Source organism: Pontimicrobium sp. MEBiC01747, from assembly GCF_053601635.1.
The window spans coordinates 13711-30713 of the sequence record NZ_JBSHNS010000219.1; the positions used below are offsets into that span (position 1 = coordinate 13711).

Below are 17003 nucleotides of genomic sequence, written 5' to 3' on the forward strand. Positions count from 1 at the left end.
AATGAATTTAGATGATAAAATTATAGCATACTTGGAGGATACAATGACCGATGAAGAGCGTGCCCGTTTTGAATTAGATATTAAAGCAGACCCAGATTTAAAGCAGTCTATATCTATTATAAAAACTATGAATACTGTTTATAGTGATACTGATTGGGCTCTATATAATGGAGACAATAATACGCTAAAAAACACCAGTGAATTATTTAAGGGAGATGCTATTGAATCGTTCTCTAAACATGCTAAAATAGCGGCTTCAAATTACAAGTCTGCTACCCAAAAAAGACGTTTTATAAAATACATTTCGTCGGTAGCAGCTGCCGTTATTATTCTATTTTCCGGATACTATTTCTTAAACAATGATGCTACCTCTATAACCTTATATAATAATTATTATAGTACTGAAGATTTACCTTCTTTTACTACCCAAAGTAATACTGCTAATGTTTTAGCCAAGGCAGAAAACTTATTTAAAACAAAACAGTATAAAAAGGCTTTAGAGCAATTTAAAATAGCAGAACACAGCCTAGAGAATACGTTAAACCCTAACCTTCTACTATATATTGCCGTTTGTTATTTAGAGCTAGAGCAATACCAATTGGCCCAAGAGAGGCTAAATCTATTATTAAAAAGCAATAGCTTAGATGCACACAAAGCTTATTGGTTTAAAGCTTTAACTTATTTAAAACAAGATAATAGAGTTAAGGCTATCGAAACTTTAGAATTACTTATAGAAGATAAAAACAACTTTAATTACTTAAAAGCTAAAAAACTATTGAATGAATTAAAATAGTTTTTGCCTACAATTTAATATCCTGAAAGTTTGTAATTGGGTTCGCCTGATATTCTAACGTCCAACCTAAAGAATTTGTAAGAATATAAAACTTAGCTAGCTCGCTAATTAATCTGTTTTTAGCATTTATTTTTAAGCTAGAGGCTTCCACTTTTTTCATTAAAGATGCTTTTACTGTTTCTTTTATAGCATTATAATCTTCCGCTTCAAAAGGGTTTAAAAAATCTGCCTGAATATCGTAATACTCAAAATCTGGGCTAATTTTTATTTCTTCGTCAGGAATTTTTATTAATCTTAGTGTTTTAGAAACATCATCTATTTCATATTCTATTTTACTTAAATCGTACGCAATAGTAACATCTGCATTAACTACAACTAATGCTTTTTTCTCTGCCAAAATATAATCAGACAATATCGCTTTAGAGTTTTTATAATTAAATACTTCACTAAAATGACCTTCTGTAACCACTAGTTTCCCAACATTTTTTAGTTGTTCTTGTATTAGCGCAGAATGTTCTTTAAGTATTATTGCTTCACTTTTTTTATCATCGCAATATTTAAATGTAAATAAAACGATTAATGTGATAACGACTCCAAATAGAATTTTTCTCATGTCTAAATTTAAAGAAAAATTTAAGACTTACTGCCTTATTGTTTAAAACCTAATATGCGAATACTTATTCTGTAACTTTTCTTTCTTTTGTTCTAATTGCTCAAGGAATTTTAAGTGTGCCTCTGAGTTTTCATTAAAAGGCTTGTGGGCTAATCCTTTTTGGATGTTATCTACAGTATCCATTGTACTGTATGCGTTAGAAGTAATCCAAACGCTTTTAAATTTCTCCCAAATATAATCTACGGCAGTATCGTTTGGATGTAATAAATCTGGTTTGTAAAAACGATAATCTCTTAACTCATCTAACATAATTTCGTAGGATGGAAAATAATATACTTGTGCTTTTACAAATTGATGAATTGCACTTATTAAATGCGATTTACTTTGCATGTTCTCTACAAATCCATCTTTAATATGCCTAACTGGTGATACTGTGAAAATAAGAGAGGCTTTAGTATTTACGGTTTGTATAGTGTTAAATATATTTTGTAAACTATTAGTTACTGCTTCTACTGAAAGTAATTTTTTATAGAATTGCTTTTGTGGTACTTTATGGCAATTAGCTACTGTTGTATTGGTTTCTTTATAATTGTAAACCCAAGCTGTTCCTAAAGTAATAACAATATGGCTAGCTTCTTTTAGGTATTGTGTAATGGTTATTAAGTTATTATTTAACGTTTCTAATAGTCTTTCTTTTGAGATATCACTTAATTTAGAATGGGCCTCGAAACAATGCCATTGCTCGTTATGCCTAAAAATATCTGCTTCTGTATAGCGTCTATCTTCAACAGCTCTAGATAATATTGTTTCAATAGCTACGGGATGAAATAATATCCCGAATGGGTTTTGTGCTATTTGAAATTTATAATAGTTAAATTTCTTTCCTATATTTTCAGCAAAACACGAACCTAACAGCAACATTTTAGAGTTATAATCTATTTGTTGTTCTTGTTTTTCGAGTTTTATTTCTGTTAATAGTTTCATGGTCTTGTTATAAAAACAAAAACGCAAAGCTTTCATTTATAAATGCTTTGCGTCTTATCTTAAATGTATGCGAATATCTTTTTCAAATTAAGACTACTCTATATAACTTTTTGCTTTACTTAAAGCTTCATCTATTCCTGCTGGATTTTTACCACCTGCTGTTGCATAAAATGGCTGACCTCCTCCACCGCCGTGGATTAGTTTTCCTAGTTCTCTAACTACCTGCCCTGCATTTAATCCTTTATCTGCTACTAGTTCTTTAGAGATATAACAGGTTAACATCGCTTTTCCTTCGTTTGCTGTACCAAACAATAAAAATAGGTTTTTATGTTTTTCGCCCATTCCAAAAGCTACATCTTTAATTCCCGCGGGGTCTAAATCTACTTTTTGCGCTAAAAATTGTACGCCATTAATTTCGGTTAACGCATTTGCCAATTCTCCTTTTAGATTTTTAGCTTTATCTTTTAATAAGCCTTCTATTTGCTTTTTTAAATTTACGTTTTCTTCTTTTAAAGACACTAAAGCTTTTACTGGTTCTTTTGCATTATTAAGCAGGTCTTTCATTTCAAAATAAGCACGGTTGTTATCAAAATAAAAGTCTTTAACTGCATCATTAGTAATCGCTTCTATTCTACGAATTCCTGATGCCACAGCGCTTTCTGATACAATTTTAAAATGCCAAATATCGCCTGTATTTTTTACGTGAGTTCCTCCACAAAGTTCCATGGACTGTCCAAAGCGAATGGTTCTTACTGCATCTCCATACTTTTCTCCAAACAATGCCATTGCGCCTTCTGCAATTGCTTGCTCCATTGGTACTGCTCTATTTTCCTCTAATGGTAGTTTTCCTTCTATTCTTGAGTTTACAAAGTTTTCTACATCTCTTAATTGCTCTGTTGTTACTTTAGAGAAATGTGAAAAATCGAATCTTAAATATTTAGAGTGTACCGCACTTCCTTTTTGCTCTACATGTGTTCCTAAAACTTCTCTTAGCGCTTGGTGTAGTAAGTGTGTTGCGGTGTGATTACATTCTGTTCTGTAACGTTGCTTAGCATCTACTACAGCTTTTAAGGTTTCATTTAAATGCTTTGGTAAGTTTTTAGAGAAGTGAATAATAACATTATTCTCTTTTTTTGTATCTAGAATATAAATGACATCTCCGTTTGGCACTTCTAAATACCCTTTATCTCCTACTTGCCCTCCTCCTTCTGGATAAAAAGGTGTCATGTTAAAGACTAACTGATACATTTCTCCGTCTTTTTTAGAGACTACTTTTCTATATCTTGTTAGTTTTACATTTGCTTCTAGTGAGTCGTAACCTATAAATTCCTCTTCACAATCTTCTAGTAATACTGTCCAGTCATCTGTAGACATTTCACTTGCTGCACGAGAACGTTCTTTCTGTTTTTGTAATTCCACTTCAAAACCAGCCTCATCCAAGGTCATTCCTTTTTCACTTAAAATAAGAGCTGTTAAATCTATAGGAAAGCCATAAGTATCATATAATTCAAAGGCTTTCTCTCCAGAAACCATTTTATTTTCAGTAGTTTCAATAATACGGTCTAACAATACTAACCCCTGATCTAATGTTCTTAAAAAAGAAGTCTCTTCTTCCTTAATTACATTTTCAATTAGTTGCTTTTGTACTTTAAGTTCTGGGAATGCTTTCCCCATTTTTTTACTTAAAACATCAACTAACCTGTATATAAATGGTTCTTTTTTATCTAAAAATGTAAATCCGTAACGTACAGCACGACGTAAAATTCGCCTAATAACATAACCTGCTCCATTATTACTTGGCAATTGCCCATCTGCAATAGAAAAAGCTACCGCACGAACATGATCGCTAATAACACGAATGGCTATATCTCTCTTTTCATCTTTACCATAATCGGTATCGGTTATGGTTTCTATTTCTCTAATAATTGGAGTAAACACATCTGTATCGTAGTTAGATTTTACGTCTTGTAAAACCATACACAAACGCTCAAACCCCATTCCTGTATCTATATGCTTGTTTGGTAAGTTCTCTAAAGACTTATCTGCCTTACGATTGTATTGCATAAATACTAAGTTCCAGATTTCTACAACTTGAGGATGATCCATGTTTACTAAATCTTTCCCAGATACTTTTGCTTTTTCTTCTGGTGTACGTATATCTACATGGATTTCGCTACATGGGCCACATGGACCTTGCGCTCCCATTTCCCAGAAGTTATCCTTTTTATTTCCCATTAAAATACGATCTTCTGGAATAATACTTTTCCAAATATCGTATGCTTCTTGATCCATTTTTAGGTTATCGTCGTCATCACTCCCCTCAAAAACGGTAACGTATAAAATGTCTTTATCTATACCATAAACTTCAGTTAATAATTCCCAAGCCCAAGTAATGGCTTCTTTTTTAAAGTAATCGCCGAAACTCCAGTTTCCTAACATTTCAAAAAGGGTATGGTGGTAAGTATCGTACCCTACTTCTTCCAAGTCGTTATGCTTACCTGACACACGTAAACATTTTTGAGAATCTGTAATACGTGTATTTTTAGGTGTGGCGTTTCCTAAAAAATACTCTTTAAAAGGAGCCATACCAGAATTTACAAACATTAAGGTTGGGTCATCTTTTAAAACCATTGGTGCAGATGGCACAATACTGTGTTTTTTATTTTCAAAAAAACTTAAAAATTTAGAGCGTATCTCTTGAGAATTCATAGGACTATGTTAATAACCTTGTTTCTGCTTGCTACTCGCATTGCGAAACAATTTATATATTTACTCTGCAAATCTATTTTAAATTTTGGACAGAGTGAACCTACTTTTATAAAAATATCCAAAAAAAGGCATTTTTTTTGTAGGTTTGTTCGTTAACTATTTTAAATCTAACCTAACTTTTAGGTGATAATTAAATGCAAAAATAGTATAAATTAGATAATGAGTAAGGTAAAATATTATTATGATTCTGACACACTGTCTTATCGCAAGATAAAACGAAAAAAAAGTACAGCTTTTAAATACCTTTTCGGTTTTTTATTATCCTCTGCTTTATTTGGTTTATTGTTTATGTTTTTGGCAACTTTATACATAGAGTCCCCAAAAGAAAAAGCTTTAAAACGCGAGTTGGCAAACATGCAATTACAGTTTGATTTATTGAATAAAAAAATGGATGAAGCCGAAACTGTTCTAGCCAATATAGAAGATAGAGATAACAACATTTATCGTTTGTATTTTGAAGCTAACCCAATTCCAGAAGAACAACGAAAAGCTGGGTTTGGCGGTATTAATAGGTATAAAGCTTTTGAGGGTTTTGATAACTCTAAACTTATTATTGAAAGTAATAAGCGTATAGATAAACTTCAAAAACAAATAGTGGTACAATCTAAATCTCTAGATGAAATAAAAGTTCTTGCAGAGGAAAAAGAAAAATTTCTCGCAACAATCCCTGCAATACAACCTGTAACTAATGAAGATTTAACACGTATGGCTTCTGGTTTTGGTATGCGAACCGATCCTTTTACTAAAGCAAGAAAAATGCACTGGGGCATGGATTTTACGGCACCTCGCGGCACTCCTGTTTATGCTTCTGGTGATGGTGTTGTGGAACGTGCGGATAGTAATTCTTCTGGTTACGGTAAACACATTAGAATTAACCATGGTTATGGTTATGTGTCTTTATATGCGCATTTATACAAATACAACATAAGAAAAAACCAAAAAGTAAAACGTGGTGATTTAATAGGCTTTGTAGGTAGTACTGGTCGTTCTGAAGCGCCGCATTTACACTACGAAATTTTTAAAGATGGTACACGTATAAATCCTATTAACTTCTATTATGGTAGTTTAACGGCTGAAGAGTTTAGCAAGTTGTTAAATCGAGCGTCTTTAGAAAATCAATCTTTAGACTAATGCATATAGAGCTTCCAGAAAAACGCTATTATAATATTGGTGAAGTGGCAAAAGCTTTTGACGTTAATGCTTCTTTAATTCGCTTTTGGGAAAAAGAATTCGACGTTTTAAAACCTAAAAAAAATGCCAAAGGCAACCGTAAATTCACTCCAGATGATATAAAGCATTTAAAGTTTATATACCACTTGGTAAAAGAGCGCGGTTTTACTTTAGAAGGCGCTAAAATACATTTAAAAGAAGAAAAGCAGAAAACCCTTACTAATTTCGAAATTATTAGTAAATTAGAGGGTGTTAAAGCACAACTTATAAAATTAAAAAACCAACTATAACAAAAAATTAATTATCATGAAAAAATGGATCGTACCTGTCGTAATTATCATAATATTTGCGCTATTAGGGATGAGTACTTACAACTCAGTAATAGGTTTAGATGAAAATGTAGAAGAGGCTTGGGGAAAAGTAGAAAGTTCTTACCAAAGAAGAAGTGACCTAATAGGCAATTTAGTAAAAACGGTTAAAGGAGCAGCAGACTTTGAAAAAAGTACTTTAGAATCTGTTATAAATGCTAGAGCTAAAGCAACGGCTGTTAATATAGACCCTTCTAATATTACACCTGAGCAGCTACAACAATTTAACCAAGCACAAAGTGGATTAAGTAGTGCTTTATCTAGATTATTAGTTACTGTAGAGCGTTATCCAGATTTAAAGGCTAACCAAAACTTTTTAGAATTACAATCGCAATTAGAAGGTACAGAAAATAGAATTAATGTTGCTAGAGACCGATTTAATGAAACTGTAAAACCATATAACAAAAAGATAAGAACGTTCCCTAATAACTTATTAGCAGGTCTATTTGGTTTTGATAAAAAAGCCTATTTCCAATCTGAAACTGGTAGTGAAAAAGCACCAGATGTAGACTTCGATTTTAATTAAAACGATGCAAAATATAGTTGAATCCTTTTTAACAACCATAGAAGAACAAGAAGTTGTAGCTGCTATTAGAAAAGCAGAAAAAAATACTTCGGGAGAGATTCGTGTGCATATAGAAAGTACGTCTAATGGGCATGTAGATGCACGTGCAATAGAGGTGTTTTCTATGCTAAAAATGTATAACACCAAATTACAAAATGGTGTTTTAATTTATGTTTCTGTAGAAGAAAAAGCGTTTGCTATTTATGGAGATAAAGGTATTAATGCTATTGTTTCTTCAACTTTTTGGGATGACACAATTCAACTTATGGTGTCGCATTTTAAAAATAATAATTTTAAACAAGGTCTAGTGGATGGTATTTTAAAAGCTGGACAAGAATTACAGGCGCATTTTCCTTGGGATGCAACAGATGTAAACGAATTACCCAACACGATTTCTAAAGGTTAATTTATGCAATATTCAATGAGCAGTTATAATAAATTACCTATAATTAATAAGCCTTTTTACTTATCTATAAATAGTATATTAAGTTGCTTTATAATTATAGTTACACTTTTAAGTACCTCGAGTACTTTTGCTCAATATGAGATTCCTGAAAAACCGAGTTTTCAAACTAGTGTTTATGATTATATTAACTTATTCTCTCCTAGTCAAAAAAGCAGCTTAGAAAACAAACTTATAAAATATTCCGACAGTACTTCTACACAAATTGTAGTGGCAGTAATAAGCTCTACCCAAGGAGAGTATATAAATTATTTAGGCACTAATTGGGCGCACAAATGGGGTATTGGGGATAAAAATAAGGATAATGGTATTTTTATATTATTAGCTAAAGATGATAGAAAAATAAACATTAGTACGGGTTATGGCGTAGAGCATTTAATGACCGATGCAATGTCCAGACGTATTATAGAACGTGATATTATTCCTTTTTTTAAACAAGGCGATTATTACGGTGGTTTAAATAAAGGGGTTCATTCTATTTTTGAAGTCCTTACTGGCGAATACAAAGGTTCTAGACAGTCGTCTAATGGCGATTTTCCTTTTGGGGTTATCTTTTTCCTCTTTATTATTTTTATAATTATTTTAATCTCCATTTCAAAAAACCGTAGAGGTGGAGGTGGTAGTGGTGGACGTCATTATAGAAATGACACTTCTAGGAGTATTCTAGAAACTATTATACTAAGTAATGCTGGACGTAGCAGTTCTGGCGGAGGCTTTGGTGGTGGTTTTGGCGGCGGTAGCTCTGGAGGTGGTTTCGGCGGTGGCTTTGGTGGTGGAGGCTTCGGTGGAGGCGGTGCTTCTGGCGGATGGTAAACAACTAAAAGCAAGTGACTTTTATATAAAGCTAATTGTTAAGATTATATCGTTTGATAATCCATATTTCCTATAAATTTCATATTTAGATTTCACGCCCTTTTTTGGCTGTAACAACAGCCATGATGTACATCATTACATCTTTATTTTAATTTTATATTTTGAAGATAAATTGAATGCAAAAGGTAAAAGTAACACCTACGCTTAAAGGTTATAAATACCGTTTAAGTATTAAATGTTTTTATTTGCGATTACTATACAATAGTAACTATATGTATAACTGGCTATTTCTTTAAAAGCTAAGATTTAATGCAAAGGATAAACCACTATATTCTGCTAGTGTATAATCTAAATTTATTTTAAAAGCTCCTAAAGCAACTTTTGCTCCAAGTGTTCCTCGTACTGCCGAGACTTCACTTTCTACAGAGAAAGGGTCTACAATTTCTTCTTGAGATACAATTCCAGATTGCACTCTATATGTTCCTTTTAAATCTGTTGTAGATTTTCCTGAAATATAACCTATTCCTCCATAAACATTAAAAACAGGCATTTTAGTAGAGCCAATAACTTGTAGCAATAAAGTATTGGTATTATTTTCAAACTTTTGGTTTTCGCCATCTACTATGTTTGTACTAGTAAAATCATAGCTTCCTTCTAAATGCGTATATGCTGCTAATCCAGAGATTGCAACAGGAAATACTTTATCCTCAGGTAACCATGAGGTAATTTCATGTAATATTCCAAATCCATAAACTCCAATTTCCGTGTCATTTGTATTTATTTTAGGTAGAAACCTAACTTTCAATTCTGTTGCTTTTAATGGGCTAAAGCTTGCTTGAAGAAATGCTGTTGGCACAAAATTAATATTAGATTCTCCTAAGCCAGTTACTAATTCAAATTCTGCATCTTGTGCTGGTATTAATGGAACAGAACTTTCTCCTTCTACCACGACTATAACACCATTAATATCGCCAAATGCTGTAGCGACTTCTTTTTGTATACTACCGTCTTTAAATCTAAGATTTTCATATTGAGACGTATCTAAAATGAATGATTTTTTATCGTCTGATACAAAAGCGGCATTGGTTATTATAGAAATTTCGAAGCCAAATTTCTTTATTGTTTTGGCCCCGTTGAACCAACCTTGATTCATACTAAACATTAACCCATCTGAAGCTGGATTTAAATAATCTGAAGTAAAACGTTGTGCATCTCTAACTCCTGCTGCTAACAAATCATTTACATTTTCTTGTGCATAAGTAAAAACAAAGTTTAAAACAGCTACAAATAAGACTATTCTTTTCATGAGATTTAAAGGCTAAAAGTTATTTTTTGTATTAATTAGTAGGTTACAAAATTACAAATCTTCATTTTGAATATTTATAATCTTTTATACAAGATACTATAAAATTTTTAAAGGATATTGTTTTATATCCTTAAGTAATTGTAAAGATTAGTTATATATTTTAATATAATAACCCATCCTGAAAAACTGTAACGGTTTTTCAGGATGGGTTATATTAATTGCTTTTATTTAGCTTAACTAACTATTTAATCGAAAGAATAGTACCCTCTATCTCTCACTTCTCCTTTTTTACCTAAGCTATTAAACTTCCAACTAAAGGTAAACATAAAGTACTGTTCTAATACTGTACTTTGCGAATCTTCTATATAATCTTGTGTTGCTATTCTTCTAGCATTTGTATTTTGGTCTAATAAATCGTAAACCTTTAACTGTAAGGATGCTTTGTCTTGTAAAAATGAATAGACTAGAGTAGAATTCCAGAACCATGCACTTTTTTGAAATCCTTCTGCGACATCTGGATTATAGTTATAGTTTATATCGTTACGCCATTCAAACTTTTTAGGTAAGAATGTGGCGGTTCTTAATCGTACATTATGATTTTTAAATGAACGATCATCAAATGCATCTATATCGTATTTATTATTTGTAAATGATACTCTATATGATGGCTTAAACTCCATAACTTTATCCCAAATATATTCTACACCTATACTTGGTGAAAATGTATTTACTTTACTTGCGTATTTAACATCGTTATTAAAGTTTATGTTTTTAGAAACACTTCCGCTAGCTCCAAATCTTAATCGTATTTTACGAATAGAATCTAACTTAAAATTCTTACTATAATCTCCTCCTACAGAACCGTTATAATTACCATTTACGTTAGTATATGTTGTTCGTCTTGTTAAGGTCTCTGGGTCTATTATAGTTTTAGAAACTACATTATTATTTACTAATGTTACGTTAGAGTATATATAAAATCCTGTTCTATTTCTCCAATCGTAAGCATTATATCCCGCATAAAGGGAGTGCCTGTTTGAAGGTTCTAAGTTAGGGTTACCAACGATAGTGTTTAATGGATTAGAAACATCTTCGAATGCTTGTAATTGACGTAATCCTGGTGGTTGATTTCTTAATCTATAACTTGCGTATACTGATGATTTTGGACTAAATCTGTAATTAATATTAGAGCTTAACTCTAGCGCTTTAAAATCGCGTTCTACATTAAACTGTGGTCTTAATAAGTCTTGATTTTTAAGGGTTCTAAACACATAGTTTGCACCAAATCTTGCAGACATTTTTTCTCCTCTATATCTTAATCTTACTCCTGGAGAACTTTCTATATCTGTATATTCAAAATCTGTACTTAATGCTTCATTAAAGACATTAAATTCTTGAGTTGTACCATCTTTATCAAAAGTACTTTTTCTGTTTTCATCTTTATTTCTAGAGTAATCGTATTCAAAGTTTAAAAATAATTTTTTAGGAATAATTGGATAGCTATACGTTAAACCTATATCTAAACCAGAATTATTATTTTCTCCATCTGTATATTGATCTCTAATAATTGTAGATGGGTTTGTCCCAAACACCTCTGTATTAGAGTTTAAAAAGTCGTCGCTATCATCGCTTCTTAAACTATTTTCCATTCTAAACCTTAAAAAAGCACCATTACTTCCAAATCGTTTAGTTAAGCTTAAATTATTACCAAACTCTTTTGCTGTAGTTTCTACTACAGAGTTTACAGAAGATTCATTGGTTAAATCTCTATTTTCATCGAATGTTTCATCGCTGCTAGTATAGCCTGTTTTTGATGTTGAGTAATTAAATGATGGACGAACGTTTATTAAAAATGTTGAGTCTACTTTTATTTCAAATTCGGCATTAGCGGTATGGCTATCTGTATCATTTACTGAACGGGAACTAGAATTAGAAAAGAATCTAGAGTCTGACAGGATGGTCTCTCTTTGCGATGCCGATTCGTTTTCTGAGTTACTTGAAGAATAAAAATAATCTCCAGAAATATCTGTTTTTTCTCCTATTTTATCGGCATAATTTGCTCCGCCTATTTGCGATGTTGTAATACCTTGTCCGCCTCCAAATGAACGACCATCTATAGAAAACGCTCCGTTGCTGTTGAATGAGCGGTTTCTACCACCACCAAACATTTTAGAAATTTCACCGAAACTAAACCCAGGGGAGTTTATATTATTTCCTCCAGCTAATACACTTATACGTTGGTCATTATCGAAAAAATTAACCATCCCCGCTAATTCGTAACGTTTATCGGTTCCGCCTCCTGCAGATACACGTCCAAAAACACCTTTATTGTTTTCTTCTTTTATTGTTAAATTAATCGTTTTATTCTCTGAGTCTCCTGCTTCTCCTGTAAAGGCTTCAGATTTTGTTTTTGTATCTACTACTTGTATTTTTTCTATAATGTCTTTTGTTAAATTTTTAGTAGTTATTGTGGGGTCATTTCCAAAAAAAGGTTTCCCGTTTACTAATATTTGATTAACTTCTTTTCCGTTTACTTTTATTTTGCCTTCTTCATCTACCTCAACACCTGGAAGCTGTTTAAGTAAGTCTTCTACGTTGGCATTTTTTTTAGTTTTAAACGATTTAACATTAAATTCTAACGTATCTTTTTTTATTGTTACTGGTGCTGTTGCTGTAATAACAACTTCGTCTAATGAGCCTGAATTTACTTCTAATGGAATGGTTTCTAGGTCTATTTCTCTTTTATCTAATTTTATATTTTGAAAATAGGTTTTATATCCTACATAAGAGATGTATAGGTTTAAACTAGAATCGCCTGTTTCATCTTCTAGACTAAATGCCCCAGTTTTATCTGTTATTGTATATGTTACTAAAGAGCTATCTTTTACACGTTGTAAATAAACTGTTGCGGCCTCTAAAACAGATTGATCATCTTCTGCTATAATTTTTCCTGAAATTTTAAAGGGTTTAGGGTCTGATTGTGAAAATGAAAATGAGGCACATAATAGTGCAACGAATAATAATAGGGTTCGCATAAGTTAGTGTTAATTTAATTTTTTGACTGATGATGATTTTTTAATTATTAAGGGAACGAATATAAATGCAAAAACGTATACGTTTTCTTAAAAGAATGGTAAATTTTTATAACTAGTTGTTATTTTTTAACGCCTTTATTTCTTTGTACTGATGTAATACCATTTTCTTCTTTAAACGGTATTATATTGATTACTCTTATAATATCTATTTATTTAAAAAATAGGTTTTTATATTGGAAACATAGCAGCGTTGATAAGTAAGCCTGTATAAAAAAAGATTCTATTGTTTTTGTATACAATAGAATCTTTTTGTTAAGTTTTAGAAAAAAATACTGTTTTATTTTTTTCGCATGTATACACTAATTGGCACGCCTTTAAAATCGTAAATTTCTCTTAATTTATTTTCTAAGAAACGTTTGTAGGGTTCTCTAACATATTGCGGTAAGTTACAGAAAAATGCAAATTGCGGTTGTGGTGTTGGCAATTGCATAATGTATTTTATTTTTACAAACTTTCCTTTGTATGCTGGTGGCGGATAATGTTCTATTATTGGTAATAGTGTCTCATTAAGCTCGCTTGTTTTTATTTTTTTAGTTCTATTGTTATAAACTTCGACAGCTGTTTCTATTGCTTTAAATATACGTTGTTTTGTTAGTGCAGAAATAAATACAATGGGCACATCTGTAAATGGCTCCATTTGCCTGCGTATTACTTTCTCGAATTCTTTTGTTGTTTTATGGTCTTTTTCTACCAAGTCCCATTTATTTACCAAAACAACTATTCCTTTTCTATTGCGTTCTGCAAGCCAAAATATATTCTGTACTTGCCCATCGAATCCTCTATTGGCATCTAGCACTAGTAAACAGACATCTGCATGTTCTATAGCACGAACACTTCGCATTACTGAGTAGAATTCTAAATCTTCTTTTACTTTAGATTTTTTACGTATTCCGGCTGTATCTACTAAATTAAAATCGAATCCAAAACGATTATACTTAGTATCTATAGCGTCTCTTGTTGTTCCTGCTATGTCTGTAACTATATAACGTTCTTCTCCTATTAATGCATTTATAAAAGAGGATTTTCCTGCATTTGGTCTACCAACCACAGCAAAACGTGGCAATGCATCTTCTTCTGCTATCTCCTCTTCTTCTTTTTCTGGTAATGCTTCTACTAAAGCATCTAATAGGTCTCCTGTTCCACTACCATTAATACTTGCAATAGTATAATAGTCTCCCAAACCTAATGAGTAGAATTCTACTGCATCTTCTGCTCTTTTTCCATTATCTACTTTGTTTACAACTAAAAATACAGGTTTTTTTACTTTACGCAACAGTGTTGCTACATCTTCATCCATCCCTGTTACGCCAGCCTCTACATCTACCATAAAGATAATGGCATCTGCTTCGTCTATTGCTAGTTCTACTTGCTTATCTATTTCCTCTTCAAAAATATCATCGCTTCCTTTTACATAACCTCCTGTATCAATTAACGAAAATTCTTTGCCATTCCAATCACTTTTTCCATAATGGCGGTCTCTAGTAACACCACTAACGGCGTCTACAATGGCTTCTCTTCGTTGTATTAAACGATTAAAGAATGTTGATTTCCCTACATTTGGTCTTCCTACTATAGCTACTATATTACTCATAATGTATTAACTGCCTGATTAATAAATAGAAAACATTTTAAATATCTAATCAGAAATTTTTTGCAAAAGTATGAAATATCCTGATGTGTACTAGCTTTTTACAATTATTAAAGAAAAAATAGTAATTTCAAGGTTCAAAAAACCATACTAAATTATGAGTTCTACTAATACAATTGTTTTAAGGCCTAGGTTTAAATTTACATTAGAACAAAATAACGAGACTGCTTTAAGCAAGTTTGAAAATGCTAAACTAGAGCAAAAAGAGTTTATAGTCTCTAGAGTAGATCATCATGTTTTTATAAAGTTTCCTAAAAGCAAACAACAGTTTTGGACACCACAGTTACATTTAGAAATAGATAAAGTAGATTCTAACAGTAGTTTAATTAGAGGGTTGTTTGGCCCTAACCCAACTGTTTGGACTCTTTTTATGTTTTTACATTTTGTAGTGGTTGGTTTATTTATTGCTTTAGCTATATGGACTTATTCTAATAGTGCTTTAAATAAAGATTTTATGCTACAAATATGGGGTATGTTATTTATGGTAATTCTTTGGTTTGTATTGTATTTTGCAGGAAGAATAGGGCGTACTTCTAATAAGGATGAGATGATTACATTATATAATTTTATGAATAGTGTATTGGGCATTAAATAAAAAAACTCCACATATTGTGAAGTTTTTTTAGTGTTTATTGTATAATGTTTATTACTGATTTTCGTAAAAACTAACTGTTCCACTGTCTTCATTAGATACCACTAGTAAATCTTTTCCTGATGGACTTTTATCTGCCGAAATGACTAATAATCCTTCGGGTGCTTCATCGCCGCTATGAGATAGTATTGTTAAAAATGTTGGCGATAATGGGTTTGTAATGTCGTAAACCATTACTTGGTCAGTACGTTCTAACCCTACAAAAAGAATATAACGTTGGTTTCCTATATTTAATACGTCTACACTTTCTGGCTCTGCGCCTTTATCATCACTTCGTTTATCTTCGTCATTAAATCTAGCTGGTGTCATTGCTAACGTTTCTGTGGCTATGCTGTTTCCGCTATCGTAAACTAAGTTACCGTTTGCAGACCATATACTAAACGAACGTGCTCCATAACTGTATATTTGGTCTACATCGTTATCATTATCTGTGTCACCCAATGTTGTGGTTGTTTTTAAGCGCCCTAAATTTATTTCGTTTTGATAATCGCCAGATACGGGATATACTGTAGTGTCTAATATTAAGTCTTCTACTCGTTCTTCTTCGCTAAACCCATCGTAATCTCTTGAATCGCCTTCGTTTGCAGAAATAACATATTCTATTCCTCCTATATTTACTGCTACTATAGCATCTGGTTGATAGATTCCTTTTACATTCCAGTTCTTAAGAACTGTTTCTAAATCTTTATCACTAGCATCTATTTCGTTACCTAATTGGTTATAGTCTTTATAACCTAACGGGTAAATAGCTTCTATGGTTTTGCTTACTAGGTTTATTTTTGCAATACCATTATTTTCTTGTAAAGAGACCCATGCTGTTTTAGAGTCTTCTGAAATAGTAATATATTCTGGTTCTACATCTTTTGCTAAGTCTGCTCCTGGGCCAAATACTCTAAACCCTTGTGTTTCTAATGCAGATTCTTGTGCGTTAAAACTTTCAAAACCTAAAGTATTTACAGTGTTATCTGCCAAATTAATAATGCTTACGCTTCCTACTGGATCTACAGTGTAATCATCGTTTGGTTCTCCTTCGTTAGCAGATAAAATTAAGCCCCCGTCTTTAGAAAACGTTACCATATCTGGTAATGCACCTACTGTGTATTGGTTTATAAGTGCTAAATTGGTAGTATTATAGACTAAAATTTTTCCTAGATTTTGTTTTATTGGTGCTTCTACAGCTACAGCTAATTTACCATTATAGGTAGCAACGCTATTTGGTGCTCCAAATGCGCTTAAATTAATTGCTGTTTCTTCAATTGGCGTTTCTAAATTTTCTATATTATATATAGAAATAATATTAGATTCTGAGTTAGTTATAAAAAGTTTTTTAGAGACTTCATCGTAGGCAGATATTTCTGCTGCTCCTTCTCCTCCTACATTTATTGTAGACTTGTATTGAAAGTTTACAGAGGTATTAACAGGAACTTCTGAAACTGAATCGTCATCGTTTTGACAACTAAAAGCAAGCATTAAAACACATGCTAAAACGACTTTTGTAATGGTTTTCATTTTTTGGATTTTTAATTAGGCCCAAATATGAAACTCCTCTTTTACCTTAATGTTAATTTAATAAAAAATAACTATTAGTTTTTATTTCTGATTGTAACCAAAACGTTTCAGCTGGTTTTGATTGCTTCTCCAGTTTTTATTTACTTTAACATATAATTCTAGGTGTACTTGTTTTCCAAAAAACACTTCTAAATCCTTTCTGGCCTCTACGCCTACTCGTTTTAAGGCACTTCCTTTATGCCCTATTATAATTCC

Annotated in this window: 15 protein-coding genes; 7 read left to right on the top strand and 8 right to left on the bottom strand. The window is 32.0% G+C overall.

Annotated features, from left to right (window positions below; all coding sequences use genetic code 11):
- Nucleotide 1: 1 nt before the first annotated feature.
- A complete protein-coding gene (locus tag ACVC2P_RS07300; protein WP_452597823.1) occupies nucleotides 2-793 on the top strand; it encodes a tetratricopeptide repeat protein in 792 nt (263 codons plus the stop codon).
- 7 nt (nucleotides 794-800) lie between these two features.
- On the opposite strand, the gene ACVC2P_RS07305 is transcribed toward ACVC2P_RS07300, so the two are convergent.
- The 3 genes from ACVC2P_RS07305 to alaS all read right to left on the bottom strand — a co-directional run bounded on the left by ACVC2P_RS07305 (nucleotide 801) and on the right by alaS (nucleotide 5099).
- Entirely contained in the window at nucleotides 801-1406 is a 606-nt protein-coding gene (locus ACVC2P_RS07305; protein ID WP_452597824.1) for a DUF4230 domain-containing protein, read from the bottom strand.
- Nucleotides 1407-1448: 42 nt separating this feature from the next.
- Nucleotides 1449-2390 (bottom strand): GSCFA domain-containing protein, encoded by a 942-nt coding sequence (locus tag ACVC2P_RS07310; RefSeq protein ID WP_452597825.1) that lies wholly within the window; start codon nucleotides 2388-2390, stop codon nucleotides 1449-1451.
- Between the two features lie 93 nt (nucleotides 2391-2483).
- A complete protein-coding gene (gene alaS / locus ACVC2P_RS07315) occupies nucleotides 2484-5099 on the bottom strand; it encodes an alanine--tRNA ligase (RefSeq protein ID WP_452597826.1) in 2616 nt (871 codons plus the stop codon).
- A 219-nt stretch (nucleotides 5100-5318) separates the two neighbouring features.
- Between alaS and ACVC2P_RS07320 the strand changes: the two genes are divergently transcribed.
- From ACVC2P_RS07320 to ACVC2P_RS07340, 5 genes are read left to right on the top strand one after another with little or no spacing between them, the layout of a single operon-like run.
- Nucleotides 5319-6290 (top strand): M23 family metallopeptidase, encoded by a 972-nt coding sequence (locus tag ACVC2P_RS07320; protein WP_452597827.1) that lies wholly within the window; start codon nucleotides 5319-5321, stop codon nucleotides 6288-6290.
- A complete protein-coding gene (locus ACVC2P_RS07325) occupies nucleotides 6290-6619 on the top strand; it encodes a MerR family transcriptional regulator (protein ID WP_452597828.1) in 330 nt (109 codons plus the stop codon). Before ACVC2P_RS07320 ends, ACVC2P_RS07325 begins: the two co-directional genes overlap by 1 nt.
- A gap of 16 nt (nucleotides 6620-6635) precedes the next feature.
- Nucleotides 6636-7223 (top strand): LemA family protein, encoded by a 588-nt coding sequence (locus ACVC2P_RS07330; RefSeq protein WP_452597829.1) that lies wholly within the window; start codon nucleotides 6636-6638, stop codon nucleotides 7221-7223.
- Between the two features lie 4 nt (nucleotides 7224-7227).
- The gene (locus tag ACVC2P_RS07335; RefSeq protein ID WP_452597830.1) at nucleotides 7228-7668 is read left to right on the top strand and encodes a TPM domain-containing protein; all 441 of its coding nucleotides are present in this window, start codon (nucleotides 7228-7230) and stop codon (nucleotides 7666-7668) included.
- 15 nt (nucleotides 7669-7683) lie between these two features.
- Nucleotides 7684-8538 (top strand): TPM domain-containing protein, encoded by an 855-nt coding sequence (locus ACVC2P_RS07340; protein WP_452597831.1) that lies wholly within the window; start codon nucleotides 7684-7686, stop codon nucleotides 8536-8538.
- A gap of 292 nt (nucleotides 8539-8830) precedes the next feature.
- Here the strand turns inward: ACVC2P_RS07340 and ACVC2P_RS07345 are convergent, their stop codons facing one another.
- The 3 genes from ACVC2P_RS07345 to der all read right to left on the bottom strand — a co-directional run bounded on the left by ACVC2P_RS07345 (nucleotide 8831) and on the right by der (nucleotide 14530).
- The gene (locus tag ACVC2P_RS07345; RefSeq protein ID WP_452597832.1) at nucleotides 8831-9844 is read right to left on the bottom strand and encodes a DUF6588 family protein; all 1014 of its coding nucleotides are present in this window, start codon (nucleotides 9842-9844) and stop codon (nucleotides 8831-8833) included.
- Nucleotides 9845-10089: 245 nt separating this feature from the next.
- Nucleotides 10090-12879 carry an outer membrane beta-barrel protein gene (locus tag ACVC2P_RS07350; RefSeq protein WP_452597833.1) on the bottom strand — a complete coding sequence of 930 codons (2790 nt, stop codon included), beginning with the start codon at nucleotides 12877-12879 and terminating at the stop codon, nucleotides 10090-10092.
- 337 nt (nucleotides 12880-13216) lie between these two features.
- A complete protein-coding gene (gene der / locus ACVC2P_RS07355) occupies nucleotides 13217-14530 on the bottom strand; it encodes a ribosome biogenesis GTPase Der (protein ID WP_452597834.1) in 1314 nt (437 codons plus the stop codon).
- 154 nt (nucleotides 14531-14684) lie between these two features.
- Between der and ACVC2P_RS07360 the strand changes: the two genes are divergently transcribed.
- Complete coding sequence (locus tag ACVC2P_RS07360) at nucleotides 14685-15182, top strand: GTP-binding protein (RefSeq protein WP_452597835.1); 498 nt, start codon at nucleotides 14685-14687, stop codon at nucleotides 15180-15182.
- A gap of 51 nt (nucleotides 15183-15233) precedes the next feature.
- Here the strand turns inward: ACVC2P_RS07360 and ACVC2P_RS07365 are convergent, their stop codons facing one another.
- Nucleotides 15234-16748, bottom strand: coding sequence for a choice-of-anchor I family protein (locus tag ACVC2P_RS07365; protein ID WP_452597836.1), 1515 nt, complete (start codon nucleotides 16746-16748; stop codon nucleotides 15234-15236).
- An 81-nt stretch (nucleotides 16749-16829) separates the two neighbouring features.
- On the bottom strand, nucleotides 16830-17003 hold a 174-nt coding region (locus ACVC2P_RS07370; RefSeq protein ID WP_452597837.1), incomplete at its 5' end, for a KH domain-containing protein.